Source organism: Pseudomonas sp. PHC1 (assembly GCF_046487845.1).
GTDB classification, from domain to species: domain Bacteria; phylum Pseudomonadota; class Gammaproteobacteria; order Pseudomonadales; family Pseudomonadaceae; genus Aquipseudomonas; species Aquipseudomonas sputi.
On sequence record NZ_JBJXHJ010000015.1, the window covers coordinates 95,903 to 113,407 of the forward strand.

General features: G+C 60.5%; 17 protein-coding genes. 5 read left to right on the forward strand and 12 right to left on the reverse strand.

Annotated features, from left to right (window positions below):
• Window positions 1-145: 145 nt before the first annotated feature.
• Together ACKJSM_RS18840 and ACKJSM_RS18845 are read left to right on the forward strand one after the other, a co-directional pair.
• Complete coding sequence (locus tag ACKJSM_RS18840; RefSeq protein WP_236178279.1) at window positions 146-1,252, forward strand: NADH:flavin oxidoreductase/NADH oxidase; 1,107 nt, start codon at window positions 146-148, stop codon at window positions 1,250-1,252.
• 90 nt (window positions 1,253-1,342) lie between these two features.
• On the forward strand, window positions 1,343-1,876 hold the full coding sequence (locus tag ACKJSM_RS18845; RefSeq protein WP_410238531.1) for a GNAT family N-acetyltransferase: 534 nt from the start codon (window positions 1,343-1,345) through the stop codon (window positions 1,874-1,876).
• Window positions 1,877-1,888: 12 nt separating this feature from the next.
• Here ACKJSM_RS18845 and ACKJSM_RS18850 read toward each other — a convergent pair whose 3' ends face one another.
• Window positions 1,889-3,517, reverse strand: coding sequence for a glucan biosynthesis protein D (locus tag ACKJSM_RS18850; protein ID WP_410238532.1), 1,629 nt, complete (start codon window positions 3,515-3,517; stop codon window positions 1,889-1,891).
• 404 nt (window positions 3,518-3,921) lie between these two features.
• On the opposite strand from ACKJSM_RS18850, the gene ACKJSM_RS18855 reads away from it, so the two are divergent.
• Window positions 3,922-4,107 carry a hypothetical protein gene (locus tag ACKJSM_RS18855; protein WP_007954656.1) on the forward strand — a complete coding sequence of 62 codons (186 nt, stop codon included), beginning with the start codon at window positions 3,922-3,924 and terminating at the stop codon, window positions 4,105-4,107.
• Between the two features lie 36 nt (window positions 4,108-4,143).
• Here ACKJSM_RS18855 and ACKJSM_RS18860 read toward each other — a convergent pair whose 3' ends face one another.
• The 3 genes from ACKJSM_RS18860 to ACKJSM_RS18870 all read right to left on the reverse strand — a co-directional run bounded on the left by ACKJSM_RS18860 (window position 4,144) and on the right by ACKJSM_RS18870 (window position 5,371).
• Entirely contained in the window at window positions 4,144-4,434 is a 291-nt protein-coding gene (locus tag ACKJSM_RS18860) for a type II toxin-antitoxin system RelE/ParE family toxin (protein ID WP_236178282.1), read from the reverse strand.
• A complete protein-coding gene (locus tag ACKJSM_RS18865) occupies window positions 4,412-4,660 on the reverse strand; it encodes a CopG family ribbon-helix-helix protein (protein ID WP_236178283.1) in 249 nt (82 codons plus the stop codon). Before ACKJSM_RS18865 ends, ACKJSM_RS18860 begins: the two co-directional genes overlap by 23 nt.
• 204 nt (window positions 4,661-4,864) lie before the next feature.
• Window positions 4,865-5,371 (reverse strand): Bro-N domain-containing protein, encoded by a 507-nt coding sequence (locus ACKJSM_RS18870; protein ID WP_410238533.1) that lies wholly within the window; start codon window positions 5,369-5,371, stop codon window positions 4,865-4,867.
• 500 nt (window positions 5,372-5,871) lie between these two features.
• Between ACKJSM_RS18870 and ACKJSM_RS18875 the strand changes: the two genes are divergently transcribed.
• Complete coding sequence (locus tag ACKJSM_RS18875) at window positions 5,872-6,429, forward strand: hypothetical protein (RefSeq protein WP_085609157.1); 558 nt, start codon at window positions 5,872-5,874, stop codon at window positions 6,427-6,429.
• A 58-nt stretch (window positions 6,430-6,487) separates the two neighbouring features.
• Here the strand turns inward: ACKJSM_RS18875 and ACKJSM_RS18880 are convergent, their stop codons facing one another.
• The 8 genes from ACKJSM_RS18880 to ACKJSM_RS18915 form a co-directional block, all read right to left on the reverse strand.
• Window positions 6,488-7,972, reverse strand: a complete 1,485-nt coding sequence (locus ACKJSM_RS18880) for an APC family permease (RefSeq protein ID WP_410238534.1) — start codon at window positions 7,970-7,972, stop codon at window positions 6,488-6,490.
• A 168-nt stretch (window positions 7,973-8,140) separates the two neighbouring features.
• On the reverse strand, window positions 8,141-9,565 hold the full coding sequence (locus ACKJSM_RS18885; RefSeq protein WP_236178286.1) for a gamma-aminobutyraldehyde dehydrogenase: 1,425 nt from the start codon (window positions 9,563-9,565) through the stop codon (window positions 8,141-8,143).
• 50 nt (window positions 9,566-9,615) lie between these two features.
• Window positions 9,616-10,425 carry an ABC transporter permease gene (locus ACKJSM_RS18890; RefSeq protein ID WP_236178287.1) on the reverse strand — a complete coding sequence of 270 codons (810 nt, stop codon included), beginning with the start codon at window positions 10,423-10,425 and terminating at the stop codon, window positions 9,616-9,618.
• The gene (locus tag ACKJSM_RS18895) at window positions 10,415-11,350 is read right to left on the reverse strand and encodes an ABC transporter permease (protein ID WP_236178288.1); all 936 of its coding nucleotides are present in this window, start codon (window positions 11,348-11,350) and stop codon (window positions 10,415-10,417) included. Before ACKJSM_RS18895 ends, ACKJSM_RS18890 begins: the two co-directional genes overlap by 11 nt.
• A gap of 1 nt (window position 11,351) precedes the next feature.
• Window positions 11,352-12,389: an ABC transporter ATP-binding protein gene (locus ACKJSM_RS18900; RefSeq protein WP_236178289.1), complete on the reverse strand. Its 1,038-nt coding sequence runs from the start codon at window positions 12,387-12,389 to the stop codon at window positions 11,352-11,354.
• Between the two features lie 206 nt (window positions 12,390-12,595).
• Window positions 12,596-13,747, reverse strand: a complete 1,152-nt coding sequence (gene ydcS / locus ACKJSM_RS18905; RefSeq protein ID WP_410238535.1) for a putative ABC transporter substrate-binding protein YdcS — start codon at window positions 13,745-13,747, stop codon at window positions 12,596-12,598.
• Window positions 13,748-13,829: 82 nt separating this feature from the next.
• A complete protein-coding gene (locus ACKJSM_RS18910) occupies window positions 13,830-15,317 on the reverse strand; it encodes a gamma-aminobutyraldehyde dehydrogenase (RefSeq protein WP_410238536.1) in 1,488 nt (495 codons plus the stop codon).
• 99 nt (window positions 15,318-15,416) lie between these two features.
• Window positions 15,417-16,331 carry a LysR family transcriptional regulator gene (locus ACKJSM_RS18915; RefSeq protein ID WP_007954670.1) on the reverse strand — a complete coding sequence of 305 codons (915 nt, stop codon included), beginning with the start codon at window positions 16,329-16,331 and terminating at the stop codon, window positions 15,417-15,419.
• Window positions 16,332-16,507: 176 nt separating this feature from the next.
• Between ACKJSM_RS18915 and ACKJSM_RS18920 the strand changes: the two genes are divergently transcribed.
• The gene (locus ACKJSM_RS18920) at window positions 16,508-17,230 is read left to right on the forward strand and encodes a tellurite resistance TerB family protein (protein ID WP_410238537.1); all 723 of its coding nucleotides are present in this window, start codon (window positions 16,508-16,510) and stop codon (window positions 17,228-17,230) included.
• The last annotated feature ends 275 nt before the right edge of the window (window positions 17,231-17,505 follow it).

Sequence of the window (17,505 nt, forward strand, 5' to 3'; positions counted from 1 at the left end):
CTAGGCTCTAAGCACTGCTTGATTGGCCTTGTGACGTCTTGTCGATTTTTTTGCCCGCGGGGGCGGGTGCTGTACCTTTTTCCTGTCACTCGTCGACTTTTCAAACAGAACCCTGGAGCCTGCCCACTGATTTGAGAGGTGCCCCATGAGTCTGCTGCTGGAACCCTTTACCGTTCGCCAACTGACCCTGCCCAACCGCATCGCCGTGTCGCCCATGTGCCAGTACTCCAGCGTCGATGGCCTGGCCAACGACTGGCATCTGGTGCACCTCGGCAGCCGTGCCGTGGGGGGCGCCGGTCTGGTATTCACTGAAGCCACGGCGATCACGGCCGACGGGCGGATCACCGCCGAAGACCTGGGCCTGTGGAACGACGAACAGATCGCACCGCTGCAACGCATCACCCGTTTCATCAATGCGCAGGGTGCAGTGGCCGGCATTCAACTGGCCCACGCTGGGCGCAAGGCCAGCACCCATCGGCCGTGGATCGGCAAGCACGGTAGCGTCAAACCGGAGGACGGTGGCTGGACGCCGGTCGGGCCGTCACCGATTGCCTTTGACCCGCAACACACCCAACCCAAACAACTGGATGAAGGGCAGATCGCCCAGGTCATTCAGGATTTCGTAGCCGCCGCCAAACGTGCGCTGACCGCCGGTTTCAGTGTGGTCGAGGTGCACGCGGCACACGGTTATCTGCTGCACCAGTTTCTTTCGCCGCTGAGCAATCAGCGCCGCGACCAGTACGGTGGTTCGTTCGAAAACCGTATTCGTCTGGTGCTGCAAGTGACCGAGGCGGTACGCGCCGTATGGCCGGAAGAGTTGCCGGTGTTCGTGCGCCTGTCGGCCACCGATTGGGTTGAGGACGGCTGGAACCCGGATGAAACCGTGGAACTGGCGCGCCGCCTGAAAGCCTTGGGGGCTGACCTGATCGATGTGTCCTCGGGCGGCACGGCAGCCAACGCCGAAATCCCCGTGGGGCCGGGTTATCAGACGCGCTTTGCCGAGCGGGTGCGCAAGGAGTCAGGCATCGCCACCGGCACCGTGGGAATGATTACCGAGCCTGCGCAAGCCGAGCACATCCTGCGAACCTGCCAGGCCGACATCATCTTCCTCGCCCGCGAGCTGTTGCGTGATCCGTACTGGCCGCTGCATGCCGACGATGACCTGGGCGGCCGCAAAGCGGTGTGGCCGGCGCAGTATCAACGTGCGACCCATCGGGATCAGCCGATTCACGAGTCTGATCTGCGGGATTGATTCCGACCGGTCGCAACGCCTATAAAACCCGCCGTTGAACTGGCGGGTTTTTTCTTGCCTGTCGTTTGGAATTGCAAAGGAATGGATCGCATGTTGATCGAACGAGAACTGACGGAATCCGACTTGCCGCTGCTGGCGCTGATCGACCGCAGCGAGTTGGTCGAGGAGTGCTATCGCGTGGAAGACGGTGAGTTGATTCTGTATCCGGCGCGTTTCGACATGCGCGGCTGGCCCGAAGGGGAGGCGGAGGAAAATGCGCGGGTATTGGAAAAATGCTGGCGCAGCGGCGGATGGCTACACGGGCTTTTCGATGGCGAGACACTGGTGGCGGCAGTGGTTGTGGATAACCGGGTTATGCACCATCAGGGCCTGAACATGCGGCAGTTGAAGTTTCTGCACATCAGCCGTGCCTGGCGTGGCCAGGGGCTGGGCGGGCGGTTGTTTGCTTTGGCTTGCAAGCATGGCCGGGAGGTCGGCGCCGAGGCGTTGTACATCTCGGCGACCGAGTCGCGCAATACCGTGGAGTTCTATCAGCGCCAGGGTTGCCGGTTGCTGGAGCAACCGGACCCCGAGCTATTTGATCTGGAACCCCACGATATTCACCTGTACTGCCCGTTGGCCTGACGGCTCAAGGCATCAAGGATACTTGCGCTTGTCCGGCGCTGGCGGGAAGTACTGGTACAACCAGGTCTCGCTCAGCGTGCGATCGTTGGTGCGGATGAACAGTCGCAGCTCAACTGGCTCGACGCTGTCATTGGTTGGGTACCAGTCGAACAGGATCCGGTAGCCCTTGATGTCATCCAGCACCAGTACGCTGAAGTCCTGCACCTTGCCGTTGGAGCAGGTCACCACCGGTTCGATTCCGGTGCCCTGCGGCAGGCGATCCAGACCGCCACCGGTGAAATCCACAGCGAAACGGCGGGCCCAGACCGGCGGATAGTGCTCACCCGGTGCCCAGCCTTCAACGAATCCACCCATGCCCGAACGGGTCGCGTGCACTCGCGCCAGCGGCGTGCCGACCGGTGGCAGGGCGCTCCAGTAGAGCTTGTAGCCGTAGTTCAGCGAGTCGCCGGCGGCCACGGGTTTTTTCGGTGTCCAGAACGCGACGATGTTATCGAGGGTTTCGCCGGTTGTAGGAATTTCCAGCAGATCGATGGAGCCTTCGCCCCACGCGGTTGTAGGTTCTACCCACAGGCTCGGACGCTTGCTGTACCAGTCGACGGTGTCCTGGTAGTTGGCGAATTCGTGGTCGGTCTGCACCAGACCGAAACCTTTCGGATCGGTGTCGGCGAAGGCGTTGAATTGCAGGGTCGCCGGGTTGTTCAGCGGGCGGCAGATCCACTCGCCGTTGCCGCGCCACATGGCCAGACGATCCGAGTCATGGATTTGCGGGTGAATGGTGTCGCACATCCGGCGCTCGTGAGTACCGCAGCTGAACATGCTGGTCATCGGGGCGATGCCCAGTTGTTCGATGGCGGTACGGGCGTTGATGTGGGCATCGACCTCCATCACCACGCGCTCGGCCTGGCAATCGATGTCGAAGCGATAGGCACCGGTCGCGCTTGGCGAGTCGAGCAGGGCGTAGACCACGAAGCGGGTCGCGTTCTGATCCGGGGTCTCGAACCAGAACTTGGTGAAGTCAGGAAATTCTTCGCGCTTCTTGGCGTAGGTGTCGACGGCCAGGCCACGGGCGGAGAGGCCATATTGGCCAGTGGCATCCACCGCGCGGAAGTAGCTGGCGCCGAGGAACGACACCACGTCATGCCGATCCAGTTCCGGCGCCTTGAACAGCTTGAAGCCGGCAAAACCCAGGTCGCCCTTGAGCTGCTGGGTGTCGACCGAGGTGTTTTCATAGTTGAACAGCTGAGGGCGGAAATGCACCTCGCGGGCCGTGCGAGTCTTGGGATCGACGCTGTACATGCGCACCGGCTGACGGAACCCCATGCCAACGTGGAAAAACTGCACATCGAGCTGACCCTTGTTTTCCTTCCACAACGAATGTTCGCCGTCGTAGCGGATCGCGTTGAAGTTCTGCGGGGTCATGGTCGCCAGGGTCGGCGGCAGTACCTGTTTGGTGTCCTGATAGGCGCTGCCGGCCAGTTGTTTGGCCTGACGTTTCAGCGATTCGAAGTCGAAGGCCTGGGCTTCACCGTCGGCGGCACCGCCAGAGGCGGCCCAGGCGCGTGCGGCGAGCAGGCCGGAGGCGGAAAGGCCGGTATAAGCCGCAATGGCCATGGACGCTTTGAGCAAATTCCTGCGGTGCATAAATACAACCTGTCGTGGACAATCCCGCGCCGTTCCTGGCACGTACTGGATCAGAAATTACGGTTCGGACAAGCCTTCGGCCAAACGCTACGGACGAGTAACAGATGCCCGCTAGCTTAATCGGTTCGCCGATTTTGCAAAATTCATTGATAGCACGGCGACAGCGTCTCAATGAAACAAGACGTTACGGTTACTTATCCCACAGCCTTTTCTGATTTATAGGGCATATCTGCTTTTTTCGACTAATTACTCTAAAAACCACTTTTCAGCACCGATTTAATTTCTATTCTATGGGCATCGCCGGTCACGACCCATTCGACCGGCAGGGCTCAAATCGCTGCTTAAAGGAGCAGGGCGATGCGGTTTTCGAGAAATTTCTGACGTACTGGAAAAGGACATCGTCCATGACAAAAGGACAAGGCATCACCGAAATGTTGGGCATCTTTCCCTGCCTCACCAACGTCCGGCGAAGACGCCGGCTCAGTCCTGATGAGCTGAAGCTGGTGGAGCGTTACCGCGAGTTGTCGGAGAGCGACCGGATTGCGATGCGGTATCTGGTGGATGCGATGAGGAGTGTTTCGCGGTTCTAGTGAGGTGAACAGCCAGCCGTACTTGCTACGGCTGGTTTACCAATTTTCTGGTTGTTCTGCGCGCTGGTGCAGAATTCTCAAGACCTGGATCTGGCCATCCTCCAGGCGATATGGCGCAATGAATGGATAACGGGTCAGCACCAGTTCGCGTGTATCCGGCACGACTGAAGGCCGGCCTGAGCCCGGAAATTGCTTCAATTGATCAAACGCTCCAAGAATGGAGTTCACGACACCAAACGCTGGATCGGCACCCAAGATGCCTTGGTAATACTCAAAAATTGTTTCTAGATCGTTTTCAGCTCGTTCAGTTAGTACTACGTTCGGCACGTTTTGCCCACTTAGCCTTCACGGCATCCAGATCAGTAAGATTTCCAGCATCGGCATCAGCAATCCCCTCGCTGATGGCTTGCAGATGCCAAGACTCCGCTTCCACATATCTAACCAACGCACGCTTGAGATGGTACTGGCGGTCTCGGTCAGTGGCCGCGGCCAATTGATCCAACTGTTGAGCGAGCAATTCTTCGACGCGGAAGGATAAAACGGGCGAGGCCATGGAAGATCTCCTGCGTGTGTATACGCTGTAAACGACGTAGACACCCTAGGCCGCAATAACATCGGCGTCAACCAGTCAGAGTGCGAGGTTGAGGAAAACTCTAGTGGACTTGAACGCGTCTGGAAGACGGGATGTGTTGCGAAATGCTTGGTTGATGCCCCGGCGACCTAATCGCCGCCGGGGCAAACCCACTGACTTTCAGAGTCAGCCGCAAGAACGCGGCGCTGGATACGGCTGCTGTACTTGCACCAATTCAGGCATATCACGCCATTTCACCCAGGCCTGTTGTTGCCAGTGCAACAGCGGCACGGTGATGCCGGCCCAATGCACGGAGCTCAGGCTCGGGCAGTTTTCCGCTGTTGCTGAGCTGGTTTCTCGCAAAATGGGAATCACCTCATTGCTCAGCCATTGCCGCAGATTGCGGTTTTCCGGGATGAAATGGTGGACAAGCAGCGCGTACATGCCGGATTCGCAGACCATCGGCGTCTCGACAACTTTGCCGTACTTGCTCAGCCGGACGGTGCGGCGTTGGTCGGGGTCGAGTTTCAGGGTGACGCGTGGGTTCAACGGATGGCCCATCATGCGGCCGAGATCCTGAGCGCAGAACCAGGCTTGATGATCGAGCAGGAGGGCGTGGAGGAAGCGGTTGTGGCGGGTGAAGACGGTGGGAGTGAAATATTCAGTATTCGGATTGTGAGTAGGTGCTGGCATGAGATGACTTCCGTTTCGAGTAGGAAATTCGCCACCAACTCTTCGAAAAAGTTGGGTGGCGAACCGAGTGGCGTTCGAAGTCGGGTTACTTCCTGTCGAAACGGAAAAGCCGGAAGGCCCGCGCCACACGGCCCGCCATAACGCAGAACTGAAGTTGCAAAGCAGCTGCAGTTCAATGGGGGCACGCAAGCACCGTTTTGACAGATTTCCGGCTTCGACCCCGGGCCGCTGATGGGGCAGCGACGGGATAAAGCCTATCGGTCAGGCGCTAGCGGTGCCAAGTCTACGCTGTGGACGCGTAGCGTAGGAAATGTGGCTTCTTCTTGAAGCCTGCATCTGTAGGAAATGCCTGTTTTTGTATGGCGGTCAGCCAGACTGCACCTGAAGCGTGATTTTTCCTTTATGAATCTCCGGCATCCCCCAGGGTGGGCGGCAGCTCAAAGGATTCTTCCGAAGGTGGGGAAGATCTACGTAGCGGCGCTAACCTGGAAGTGAACTCAATGACGACTGTATTTATTGCTGGCTCTATCAATATCAAGAACCTTGATCCGAAGGTTAAGGAGCGTATCAGTAATATCGTTGCGTCTGAATTTGAGGTGGTCGTTGGTGATGCGGGTGGCGCCGATACCTCCATTCAGGAATATCTGCTGAGTCTTGAACGATCCAGAACCACTGTGTTCTGTAGCGGTCCAGCGCCGCGGAACAACCTCGGACAGTGGCCCGCCAGAACAGTGGACTCCAAACACTCCAAAGGATCGAGGGCCTTCTTCACCGAGAAAGACGTGGTGATGGCCGAAGCCGCTGACTACGGCTTGATGATATGGGATGCGAAGAGCACCGGAACGCTCAGCAACGTCATAGAACTGCTGTCGAGAAAGAAGAAGTCCCTTGTCTTCGTCAACAAGGAGAAGGAATTCAAAGTGGTGGGAGACGTCAATCAGCTCGAAGAGTTGATTGCATTCATGTCTGACCACGCCAAGCAAAAAGCCAACGAAAAAATCAAATTGTTCGATCGTATTTCCTCGCTGAAATACGATCAGTCCGAGCTTTTCTTTTGATGTTTTGCGTCGGCTTTCTTGAACCCCGGCACTCTATCGGTGCCGGGGCCAAACGCTTTTAGCGACCCACCTCGCACGCATCCCCAGCCGGTGCCTTCCCATGGTCATACGGCTTGCCAATCCACATGTAAATCAACCCCAGCCCAATCACGATCGCCGTGCTCAGCACCATCGCGTAGTTGATGTACCACGCGGCATCCGGTGTGCGGGGCCAGGCCATGTTGATGATTGCGCCGACGCCGTAGACCAGCGCGCCGATGTTCACCGGCCAGCCCCAGGCGCCGAGGGTGAATTTGCCGCTGGGTTTCCAGCCTTTGCTGCGGGCGTACAGGGCGGCGAGGACGATCATCTGGAACGCGAGGTAAATGCCGATGGCGGCGAAGCTGACGATGGTGGCCACGGCGTCTTGCAGGAAGAAGCCGAGGGCGATGATCAGGCCGGGCAGGACGCTGGACACGAACAGTGCAGCAACCGGCACCTGGGTCGTGGGAGAAATCTTTTTCAGCAGTCGGCTGCCGATGACCATTTCATCGCGAGCGTAGGAGTACAGCAGACGACTCGCCGCCGCTTGCAGGCTGATGACGCAGGAGATGAAGGAAATCATCACCACGCCCATCACCACTTTCGAACCGACCGGGCCGAAGGCGTTGTTGAGGATGGTGGTGACCGGGTCCTTATCGGTGCCGTTGATCACCGCTTGCATGTCCGGCACGGCGAGGATCAGCGCCAGGCAAGCGAACATCGCCGCGATGCCGCCGATGTAGATGGTCATGCGCATGGCCACCGGGATTTTTGCGCTCGGGTTCGGGGTTTCTTCGGCCACGTCGCCGCAGGCTTCGAAGCCGTAGTAGAGGAACATCCCCGCCAACGACGCGGTGAGGAACGCCGGCAGGTAAGAGCCGTCGACGCTGATATCGAAGGTGTTGAACAGCACGCTGATCGGCTGGTGACGCTCGAAGATCAGCAGGTACACGCCGACGATCACCGCGCCCACCAGTTCGCAGAGGAAGCCGAACATGGCGATCCGCGCCAGCACTTGGGTGCCGCTGAGATTCACCAGGGTGGCGAACAGCGTCAGCACCAGGGCAATGACGATGTTGGTGTTGTTGCTCGGCTCAAAACCGAGCATGGCCGCGAGGTACGGGCCCGCGCCGACCGCCACGGCAGCGATGGTCACGCACAGGGCGATGGAATAGATCCAGCCGACCATCCACGCCCATTTCTTGCCGACCAACCGCCGCGCCCACGGATAAACACCCCCGGAAATCGGGAACTGCGACACCACTTCGCCGAAAATCAGGCACACCAGCAATTGCCCGCAACCGACCAGCAAATAGGCCCAGAACATCGGTGGTCCGCCGGCGGCCAGGCACAGGCCGAACAGGGTATAAACCCCTACGACCGGTGACAGATAAGTGAAGCCCAATGCGAAGTTTTCCCACAGGCTCATGCTGCGGTTGAAGTTGGAGGTGTAGCCCAGTTGGCGCAGTTGTTCGGCATCGCTGTCGGCAACGGCGGCTGAGAGATCGGGTGATGCACTCATGTGTGTTTGCTCCGTGAAATCGGCAGATTTCGGATGGCCGAAGCCGCGGCGGGGCTTGGTGAGCGCCGCCCGGATCGGTAGTTGTTGTTTTGAATGCCTGGTGGTGCGTAATGCCGGTTTCCTTGCTGAAACCGAGGTGACGCCATCGCCAGCCTGCTGGCGATGCTTTTAGTGCTTGAACATCACATGCCGAACCGTGGTGTAGTCCTCCAGCCCGTACATGGACATGTCCTTGCCGTAACCGGACAGTTTCTGACCGCCGTGGGGCATTTCGCTGACAAGCATGAAGTGCGTGTTCACCCAGGTGCAGCCGTACTGCAAACGGGCGGACAGGCGATGGGCGCGCCCGACATCCGTCGTCCACACCGAGGACGCCAGACCGTAGTCCGAATCGTTGGCCCATTCCAGCGCCTGAGCCTCATCGGTGAATTTGGTCACCGACACCACCGGCCCGAACACTTCGCGACGGACGATTTCGTCATCCTGCTGCGCGTCGGCCAGCACCGTCGGTTCGAAGAAGAAACCATTGCCTTCGACAGCTTTACCGCCAGTGATCAAGCGAATGTGCGGTTGCGCCACGGCGCGTTCGACAAACCCGGCCACGCGGTCGCGATGCTGGGCGGTGATCAGCGGCCCGAGTTCGGTCGACGGATCATCCTGCAAGCCGTACTTGATGCTGCTGACCGCTGCGCCGAGCTTCTCGACGAACTGGTCGTAAATGCCTTGCTGGGCATAGATCCGGCACGCGGCGGTGCAGTCCTGACCGGCGTTGTAGAAGCCGAAGGTGCGAATGCCTTCGACCGCCGCGTCGATGTCGGCGTCGTCGAAGATGATCACCGGAGCCTTGCCGCCCAGTTCCATGTGCATGCGTTTGACGCTGTCAGCGGTGCTGGAAATGATGTTCGAACCGGTGGCGATGGAGCCGGTCAGCGAGACCATGCGCACTTTCGGGTGGGTCACCAGCGGACTGCCCACACTCGGCCCACGCCCGAACACCAGATTGAGTACACCGGCCGGGAAAATATCCGACGCCAGTTCGGCCAGACGCAACGCGGTCAGCGGGGTTTGCTCTGACGGCTTGAGCACCACGGTATTACCGGCGGCGAGGGCCGGGGCGATTTTCCAGGCGACCATCATCAGCGGGTAGTTCCACGGCGCAATGGAGGCGATCACGCCCACCGGGTCGCGGCGGATCATCGAGGTGTGGCCGGGCAGGTATTCGCCGCCGGCCGAACCGCTCATGCAACGGCTGGCGCCAGCGAAGAAACGGAACACGTCGGCGATCGCCGGAATCTCGTCGTTCAGCGCGGCGCTGTAGGGTTTGCCGCAGTTGTCCGATTCCAGTTTCGCCAGCTCTTCGCCGTGGGCTTCGATGGCGTCGGCGAGTTTGAGCAGCAACAGCGAACGATCCTTCGGCGTGGTCTGCGACCATTCGGCGAAGGCACTGTCGGCGGCGCGCACGGCGGCATCGACCTGGGCTTCGGTGGCTTCGTTGATTTCCACCAGCACTTCGCCCCGCGCCGGGTTGAGCACCGGTTGCGCCGGGCCTTCGCCGTTGACCAGTTGGCCGTTGATCAAGAGTTTGGTTTGCATGTTGTTGTCCTCTTTCTACTGCAAATTCAGGGTGGGAAAGATCAGGGAAATCATTTGCCGCCGCTGCCCGCGACGCTCTCGCCACCCCGGGTCAGGTAGTAGGCGCCAAGGATCGGCAGCATGGTCACGAACATCACCAGCATCGCCACGACGTTGGTCACTGGCACATCCCGTGGGCGGCTCAGTTGATTGAGCAACCACAGCGGCAAGGTGCGCTCATGGCCGGCGGTGAAAGTGGTGACGATGATTTCGTCGAACGACAGCGCAAACGCGAGCATGCCGCCGGCAAGCAAAGCCGAGCCAAGGTTGGGCAGGATGATGTAGCGGAAGGTCTGCCAGCCGTCGGCGCCGAGATCCATCGACGCCTCGATCAGGCTGTGCGAGGTACGGCGCAGACGGGCGATGACGTTGTTGTAGACGATCACCACACAGAAGGTCGCGTGGCCGACGATGATGGTGAACATTCCCGGCTCGATCCCCAGCGTCTTGAAGGTCGCCAGCAGCGCGATCCCGGTGATGATCCCCGGCAGTGCAATGGGCAGGATCAGCATCAGCGAAATGCCCTGTTTGCCGAAGAAGTCCCGACGGTACAGCGCCGCCGAAGCGAGGGTGCCGAGCACCATGGCAATCAGCGTGGCGATGGCCGCGATCTGCAACGACAGCTTGATCGCTTCCAGCACGTCCGGCCGCGAAAACGCCACGCTGAACCAGTGCAGCGTGAAGCCTTTCGGTGGAAAGCTGAACGCCGCGTCTTCGGTGTTGAAGGCGTAAAGGAAGATGATCAGGATCGGGAAGTGCAGAAACACCAACCCGCCCCAGGCTGCGATTTTCAGCCCTATGGATGCTTTGTCAGAGTGCATCGAAAGCCCCCAGTCGTTTGACGATGGACAGGTAGATGGCGATCAGCACGATCGGCACCAGCGTGAACGCCGCTGCCATTGGCATGTTGCCGATTGCGCCTTGCTGCGCGTAGACCATGCTGCCGACGAAGTAGCCCGGCGGGCCCACCAGTTGCGGCACGATGAAGTCGCCCAGGGTCAGCGAGAACGTGAAAATGGAACCGGCGGCAATCCCCGGCACCGACAGCGGCAGAATGACCTGCATGAAAGTCTGGCGCGGCTTGGCCCCGAGGTCGGCGGAGGCTTGCAGTAACGATGGCGGCAGGCGTTCCAGCGAGGCCTGGATCGGCAGGATCATGAACGGCAGCCAGATGTAGACGAACACCATGAACCGGCCCAGGTGCGAGGTCGACAAGGTGCTGCCGCCGACCCCGGGAATCCCCAGAATGAACTGCAGAACCGGCTCCAGCCCCAGGTGCTGAACGAACCACTGCGCCACGCCGCCCTTGGCCAGCAGCAGCGTCCAGGCGTAGGCCTTGACGATGTAGCTGGCCCACATCGGCATCATCACCGCGATGTAGAAAAACGCCTTGGTCTTGCCGGTGGTGTAGCGCGCCATGTAGTAGGCAATCGGGAACGCGACGATGGCGCTGGCAATCGACACCACGACGGCCATGCTCAGGGTGCGCAGAATGATGTCGAAGTTCGACGGCTGAAACAGCGCGGCGAAGTTGGCCAGGGTCAGGTCGGGCGTGACTGCCATGGTGAAGTCGTCGAAGGTGTAGAAACCTTGCCACAACAACATCAGCAGCGAGCCCAGATAGATCGCGCCAAACCACAAAAGCGGCGGCACCAGCAGCATCGACAGGTACAGGTTCGGCTTGCGATAGAGCAGGTTGGAAAACCTGCGCAACGGCGCCGAATGCGGGAGGGCGAGGGCGGTCATGTCACACCTCGCTCGCAACGGTGTCGTGCAACGCAATCATCGCTTCCCGCGCCCAGCGTGCGCTGATGCGCTGGCCGGTCTGGTGCTGTGCGCTGCTGTCGATCCACTGATTGTTGGCCTGGCTGATGCTCAGGGTCTGGCCGTTTTCCAGGGTCAGTTCATAGCGCGTGGCGCTGCCCTGATACTGGATGTCGTGGAGCAGGCCGCTGACTTCGATTTCATGGCTGGCCAGCGGGCCTTCGGCGAAACGCACGTGTTCCGGGCGGATCGAAAACGGCTGCGGATGGCCGCTGAGCTGACGCGCCAGATCGCCACGAATCACGTTCGAGGTGCCGACGAATTCGGCGACGAAGGTGGTTGTCGGTTTCATGTACAGGTTGCGCGGCGTGTCGACCTGTTCGATGCGGCCCTTGTTGAACACGGCTACGCGGTCGGACATCGACAGCGCTTCAGTCTGGTCGTGGGTGACGAAGATGAAGGTGATGCCGAGCTGGCGTTGCAGCTTCTTCAGTTCGCTCTGCATCTGTTCGCGCAGCTTCAGGTCAAGGGCACCCAAAGGCTCATCGAGCAACAGCACGCGCGGACGATTGACCAGCGCGCGGGCGAGGGCGACACGTTGGCGCTGACCGCCGGACAATTGCACCGGTTTGCGCGTGCCGTAGCCACCGAGTGCGACCATGTCCAAGGCTTCTTCGGCGCGCTTGTGGCGTTCGGTTTTGCTCACACCTTTGACTTTCAAACCGTAGGCGACGTTGTCCAGCACGTTCATGTGCGGGAACAGCGCGTAATCCTGAAACACCGTGTTGACGTCACGTTGATAGGGCGGCAGGCCGGCGGCTTCGGCGCCGTGAATGCGGATCGAGCCCGCACTCGGTTGCTCGAACCCGGCGATCAGGCGCAGGCACGTGGTCTTGCCGGAACCTGAGGGGCCGAGCATGGAAAAGAACTCGCCGTCCTGGATATCGATGGAAACCCGGTCAACGGCCTTCACCTCGCCGAACTGCCGGGAAACGTTGGTGAACTGGACTGCAAGGGTCATGGTGCGGTGCTCCAAAAAGGCGAAGGCCGTCGCAGCGGCCCTGCCTGGACTTCTGAAAAACTGGATCGTTTGGCGGTGTGTTGATCGTTCCCACGCTCTGCGTGGGCATGCATCACCGGACGCTCCGCGTCCATTCGCATGAGATGACGCAGAGCGGCACGGGCTACATTCCCACGCAGAGCGGGGGAACGATCGGTGTATGGGGATTACCTACCGCCCATAATCGCTATGTAATCCTGCGTCCAGCGGCTATACGGCACAAACTTCCCGCCCTCAGCCTGCGGTGTTTTCCAGAAGGCGATCTTGTCGAACTGATCGAACCCGTTGGTCTTGCAACCTTCAGCGCCGAGCAACTCACTGCCCTGGCAAGCCGCCGGAACCGCCGGCAACGAACCGAACCAGGCCGCCACATCACCCTGCACTTTCGGCTGCAGCGACCAGTCCATCCACTTGTAGGCGCAGTTCGGGTGCTTGGCCTCGGTGTGCAGCATGGTGGTGTCCGCCCAACCGGTGGCGCCTTCTTTCGGCACGGTCGAGGCAATGGGCTGTTTCTCGTTGATCAGGCCGTTGACCTGATACGGCCAGGCGCTGGACGCAACCACGCCTTCGTTCTTGAAGTCGCTCATCTGCACGGTGGTGTCGTGCCAGTAGCGGTGGATCAGCTTCTGCTGGGCGCGCAACAGTTCCAGCACGGCCTTGTACTGATCTTCAGTGAGTTGGTACGGATCCTTGATCCCCAGCTCAGGCTTGGTGGATTTCAGGTACAGCGCCGCGTCGGCGATGTAGATCGGGCCGTCGTAGGCCTGCACGCGACCCTTGTTCGGCTTGCCGTCGGGCAGGTTCTGTTCGGTGAACACCACGTTCCAGCTGGTTGGCGCGGTCTTGAACACGTTGGTGTTGTACATCAGCACGTTCGGCCCCCACTGGTACGGGGTGCCATAGGTCTGGTTGTTGACCACGTACCACGGCGCCTCTTTCAGGCGCGGGTCGAGGGATTTCCAGTTCGGGATCAACGCGGTGTTGATCGGTTGCACACGCTTGCCGACGATCAACCGCAGCGAGGCATCGCCCGACGCCGTCACCAGGTCGTAACCGCCCTTGGCCATCAGGCTGACCATTTCGTCAGAGGTGGCGGCGGTTTTCACATTGACCTTGCAGCCGGTCTCCTTCTCGAAACCGGTCACCCAGTCGTAGGCCTTGTCGCTTTCACCGCGTTCGATGTAGCCGGGCCAGGCGACGATATCCAGCTGGCCCTCGCCAGCGCCGACGGCTTTGAGCGGCTCGGCGGCCTGCAGGCTGGCGCTGGCCAGCAGGGCCGTGGTGATTGCACTGAGCAGTGCGGTCTTGTGCACGAACATGGTGAACCCTCTTCTTTAAATTATGGTCGGGGCAGTTGTGAACGCGGTGAAGCATGCCGTCAGCGGCTTGTTATTAGCGTAGTCAGAGATGCTGGCCGTGGCGGGCCATGATGTGCCGCACCACGCTGTAGTCCTGTAGCGAATCGCTGGATAAGTCTTTGCCGTAACCGGAGCGTTTCAGCCCGCCGTGAGGCATTTCGCTGACCAGCATGAAATGGCTGTTGATCCAGGTGCAGCCGTATTGCAGGCGTGCGGCGACCTGCATTGCTTTATCGAGATTCTGGGTCCAGACCGACGAAGCCAGGCCATATTCCGAGTCGTTGGCCCAGTCCACCGCTTGCGCCAGCTCATCGAAACGGGTCACGGTCACCACCGGGCCGAACACTTCGCGCTGGACGATTTCATCGCTCTGCTTGCAACCGGCCAGCAAGGTTGGCTGATAGAAGAACCCGGCGCCGGAATGCACCGCCGCGCCGGTCACCCGCTCGATGTGCGGCTGACCGAGGGCGCGTTCGACGAAACTGGCTACGCGGTCGCGCTGGCGGGTGCTGATCAGCGGGCCGATCTCGTTGTCGGCGTCACGCTTACCGGCGAAGCGCAGGCTGCTGACCGCCGCACCGAGTTCAGCCACCAATTTGTCGTGAATCCCGGCCTGGGCGTAGATCCGGCAAGCCGCCGTGCAATCCTGCCCGGCGTTGTAATAGCCATAAGTGCGCACGCCTTCGACCACGGCTTTGAGATCCGCATCGTTACAGACGATCACCGGGGCCTTGCCGCCGAGCTCGAGGTGGGTGCGCTTCAGGGTTTTGGCGGCGGCCTGGAGGATTTTCTGGCCGGTGACGATATCGCCGGTCAGCGACACCATGCGCACTTTCGGATGGCCAACCAGGTGGCTGCCGACGCCTTCGCCGCCACCGCAGACAATGTTGATCACCCCGCGCGGCAGGATTTCGGCCAACGCCGGAGCCAGTGCCAGAATCGACAGCGGCGTGTGCTCGGACGGCTTGAACACCAGCGTATTGCCGGCGGCGAGGGCCGGGGCGATTTTCCACGCGGCCATCATGATCGGGTAGTTCCATGGCGCAATCGAGGCGACGACACCAATCGGATCGCGGCGCACCATGCTGGTGTAGCCCGGCACGTATTCGCCGCTGAGCTGGCCGGTCTGGCAGCGCACGGCACCGGCGAAGAAGCGAAACACATCGACGGTCGCGGTCAAGTCGTCCTGCCGCGCCAGATGCAGCGGCTTGCCGCAGTTCAGGGCTTCGAGGCGAGCGAGGTGGTCGGCGTGCTTTTCGACGGCGCTGGCGATTTCCAGCAACAGGTTCGAGCGTTGTTGCGGGGTGGTGCGCGACCACTCGGCAAAGGCGCGGTGGGCGGCGAGGATCGCGGCTTCGACTTGTTCGGTGCTGGCTTCGGCGATCTGGGTCAGGACTTCGCCGGTGGCCGGGTTGAGGATCGGCTCGACAAAACCCAGGCCGGCGACCAGTTCGCCGTCGATCAGCAACGCGGTGTGCATGGGGGTCTGCGCGCCAGCCATTTTCCGGGATCTCTTTTCTTGTGTGGTCATATGGCTCCCTGTTCCGGGCGCCGACCGTCTTATTGATGCAGCAAGACTAGTGCGCGGCTCCGGGGTCGACAAATTCTAAATACTGAAGGTGGCATTCGATTAAATAGATGGCTTGCGTCCGCCGTGTGGCTGTTCGCGGGCCACGGTCAGGAACGGATCGACCAGCGCGGGGCGCGCAGTGCCACGGCGCCAGGCCAGACCGACGTCGAGGGTCTGGTTGAGGTCGGCAATCGGCCGCGCTTCGATGATGTCGCCTTCCAGCGACCATGGGCGGTAGGTCATGTCCGGCTGGATCGACACGCCCAATCCCGCCGCCACCAGACTTCGTACTGCTTCGGTGGAGGCGGTTCTGAGGGTGATCTTCGGTTGCAGTCCGGCACCACGCCAAAGACGTTGGGCGTTGCGATCCATCTCGTCGACGTTCAACTGAATCAACGGCTCCCGGGCGACATCGGCAAGGTTGATGCTGTCGTGTTCCAGCAGCGGATGCTGGGCCGGCAGCCACAAACGGTGCGGCGAGTGGGTCAGCACTTCGGTTTGCAAGGCGTGGCGGTCTTCGAGGTTGGAGAGGATCAACACCCCGACATCGATCTCGCCGCTGACCAGCAGATGCTCGATGTACGGGCGCTCGTCCTCCATCACCCGGATCTCGACATTGGGGTAGGCGCGCTGGAAACGAGTGAGCAAGTCTGCCAGGTAATAACCGGCTACCAGACTGGTCACGCCGACGATCAATTGTCCGGCGACCTGATCGGTACTCTGTTGCAGGCTGCGCTTGGCGTTGTCCACGGTCGCCAGAATCAGATGCGCCTGGCGCAGGAATTGGTGTCCCTGATGGGTAAGCGTCATGCCCTTGGCGTGGCGGTTGAACAGGCTGACGCCGATTTCTTCCTCCAGTTGCTGGATGGCCAGGGTCAGTGTCGACTGGGAAATGAACGCGGTTTGCGCGGCGGCAGAGATCGAGCCGGTCTCGGCCACGGCGATGAAATGGCGGATCTGACGCAAGGTCATCATGGACGGTTTACCCGGTGGGCGGTTTTTTTAGATTGCCTCGAGTGTATATCTATTTTCGCGAAGGGCTGCTGCGGGCCAGGCAACATCTGGAAGCACACTCGCACCCAAGTGACGGGCACTTTCGAACTAGGCTGAGGGCCTTATTGATCCGGATAACCCCTGTTTGGAGACGGAACATGAACACCCGTGGATTGCTCGATCAACTCCTCAAGTCCGGCCAGGATCTGTTGCAGAACAAGGCGGGCGGGGCGCAGAACAAACCGGCTGCCGGTGGTTTGGGCGGCTTGCTGGGCGGATCTTCCGGCGCCAACGGCCTCGGCAGTCTGCTCTCCGGTGCCGGCGGAGGTGCCCTGGCGGCCGGGGCCATGGGCCTGCTGCTGGGCAGTAAAAAGGCCCGCAAGGTTGGCGGTAAAGTCGCCATTTACGGCGGCCTCGCCGCACTGGGCGTGATCGCCTACAAAGCCTACGGCAACTGGAACGCCCAAAAAGGCACCGCCCCACAGAACGAACCGCAAACCCTCGACCGTCTGCCACCGGCGCAAGTCGAACAACACAGCCAGGCCATCCTCAAGGCCCTGGTCGCCGCCGCCAAGGCCGACGGCCACATCGACGACCGCGAACGCCAACTGATCGAGGGCGAATTCACCAAACTCGACAACGATCAGGAACTCACGCACTGGCTCCACGCCGAACTCAACAAACCCCTCGACCCCACCGACGTCGCCCGCGCGGCAAGCACACCGGAGATGGCCGCCGAAATGTACGTGGCAAGTGTGATGATGGTGGATGAGGAGAACTTCATGGAGAAGAGCTATCTGGATGAACTGGCGCGGCAGTTGAAGCTGGAGCCGGGGTTGAAGGTGGAGCTTGAGAAGCAGGTACGTGTAGCTACCCAGTAAAACCGCTGTCAGCGATTTCAGAACCCGCGATCCCGCACAGGATGGCGGGTTCTTTCGTTGTGGCTGAAAAAACGCCGGCGAGTGCGCGTTACGGTATCGCCAGATCGTCTGCAGCGGGAATGGCCAATCCACCGCCCCTTTTTGCCATTGCGTCACTGGCACGCCACCCTCCGATTCCTTGAAAGTCCCTGTCCAGAGCCCACCCCGTTTACCATCGGCAGGCCTGAGCGCGGCAAACCGTCTTATAAATGAAACACCGCCCTCAGCTATACTCC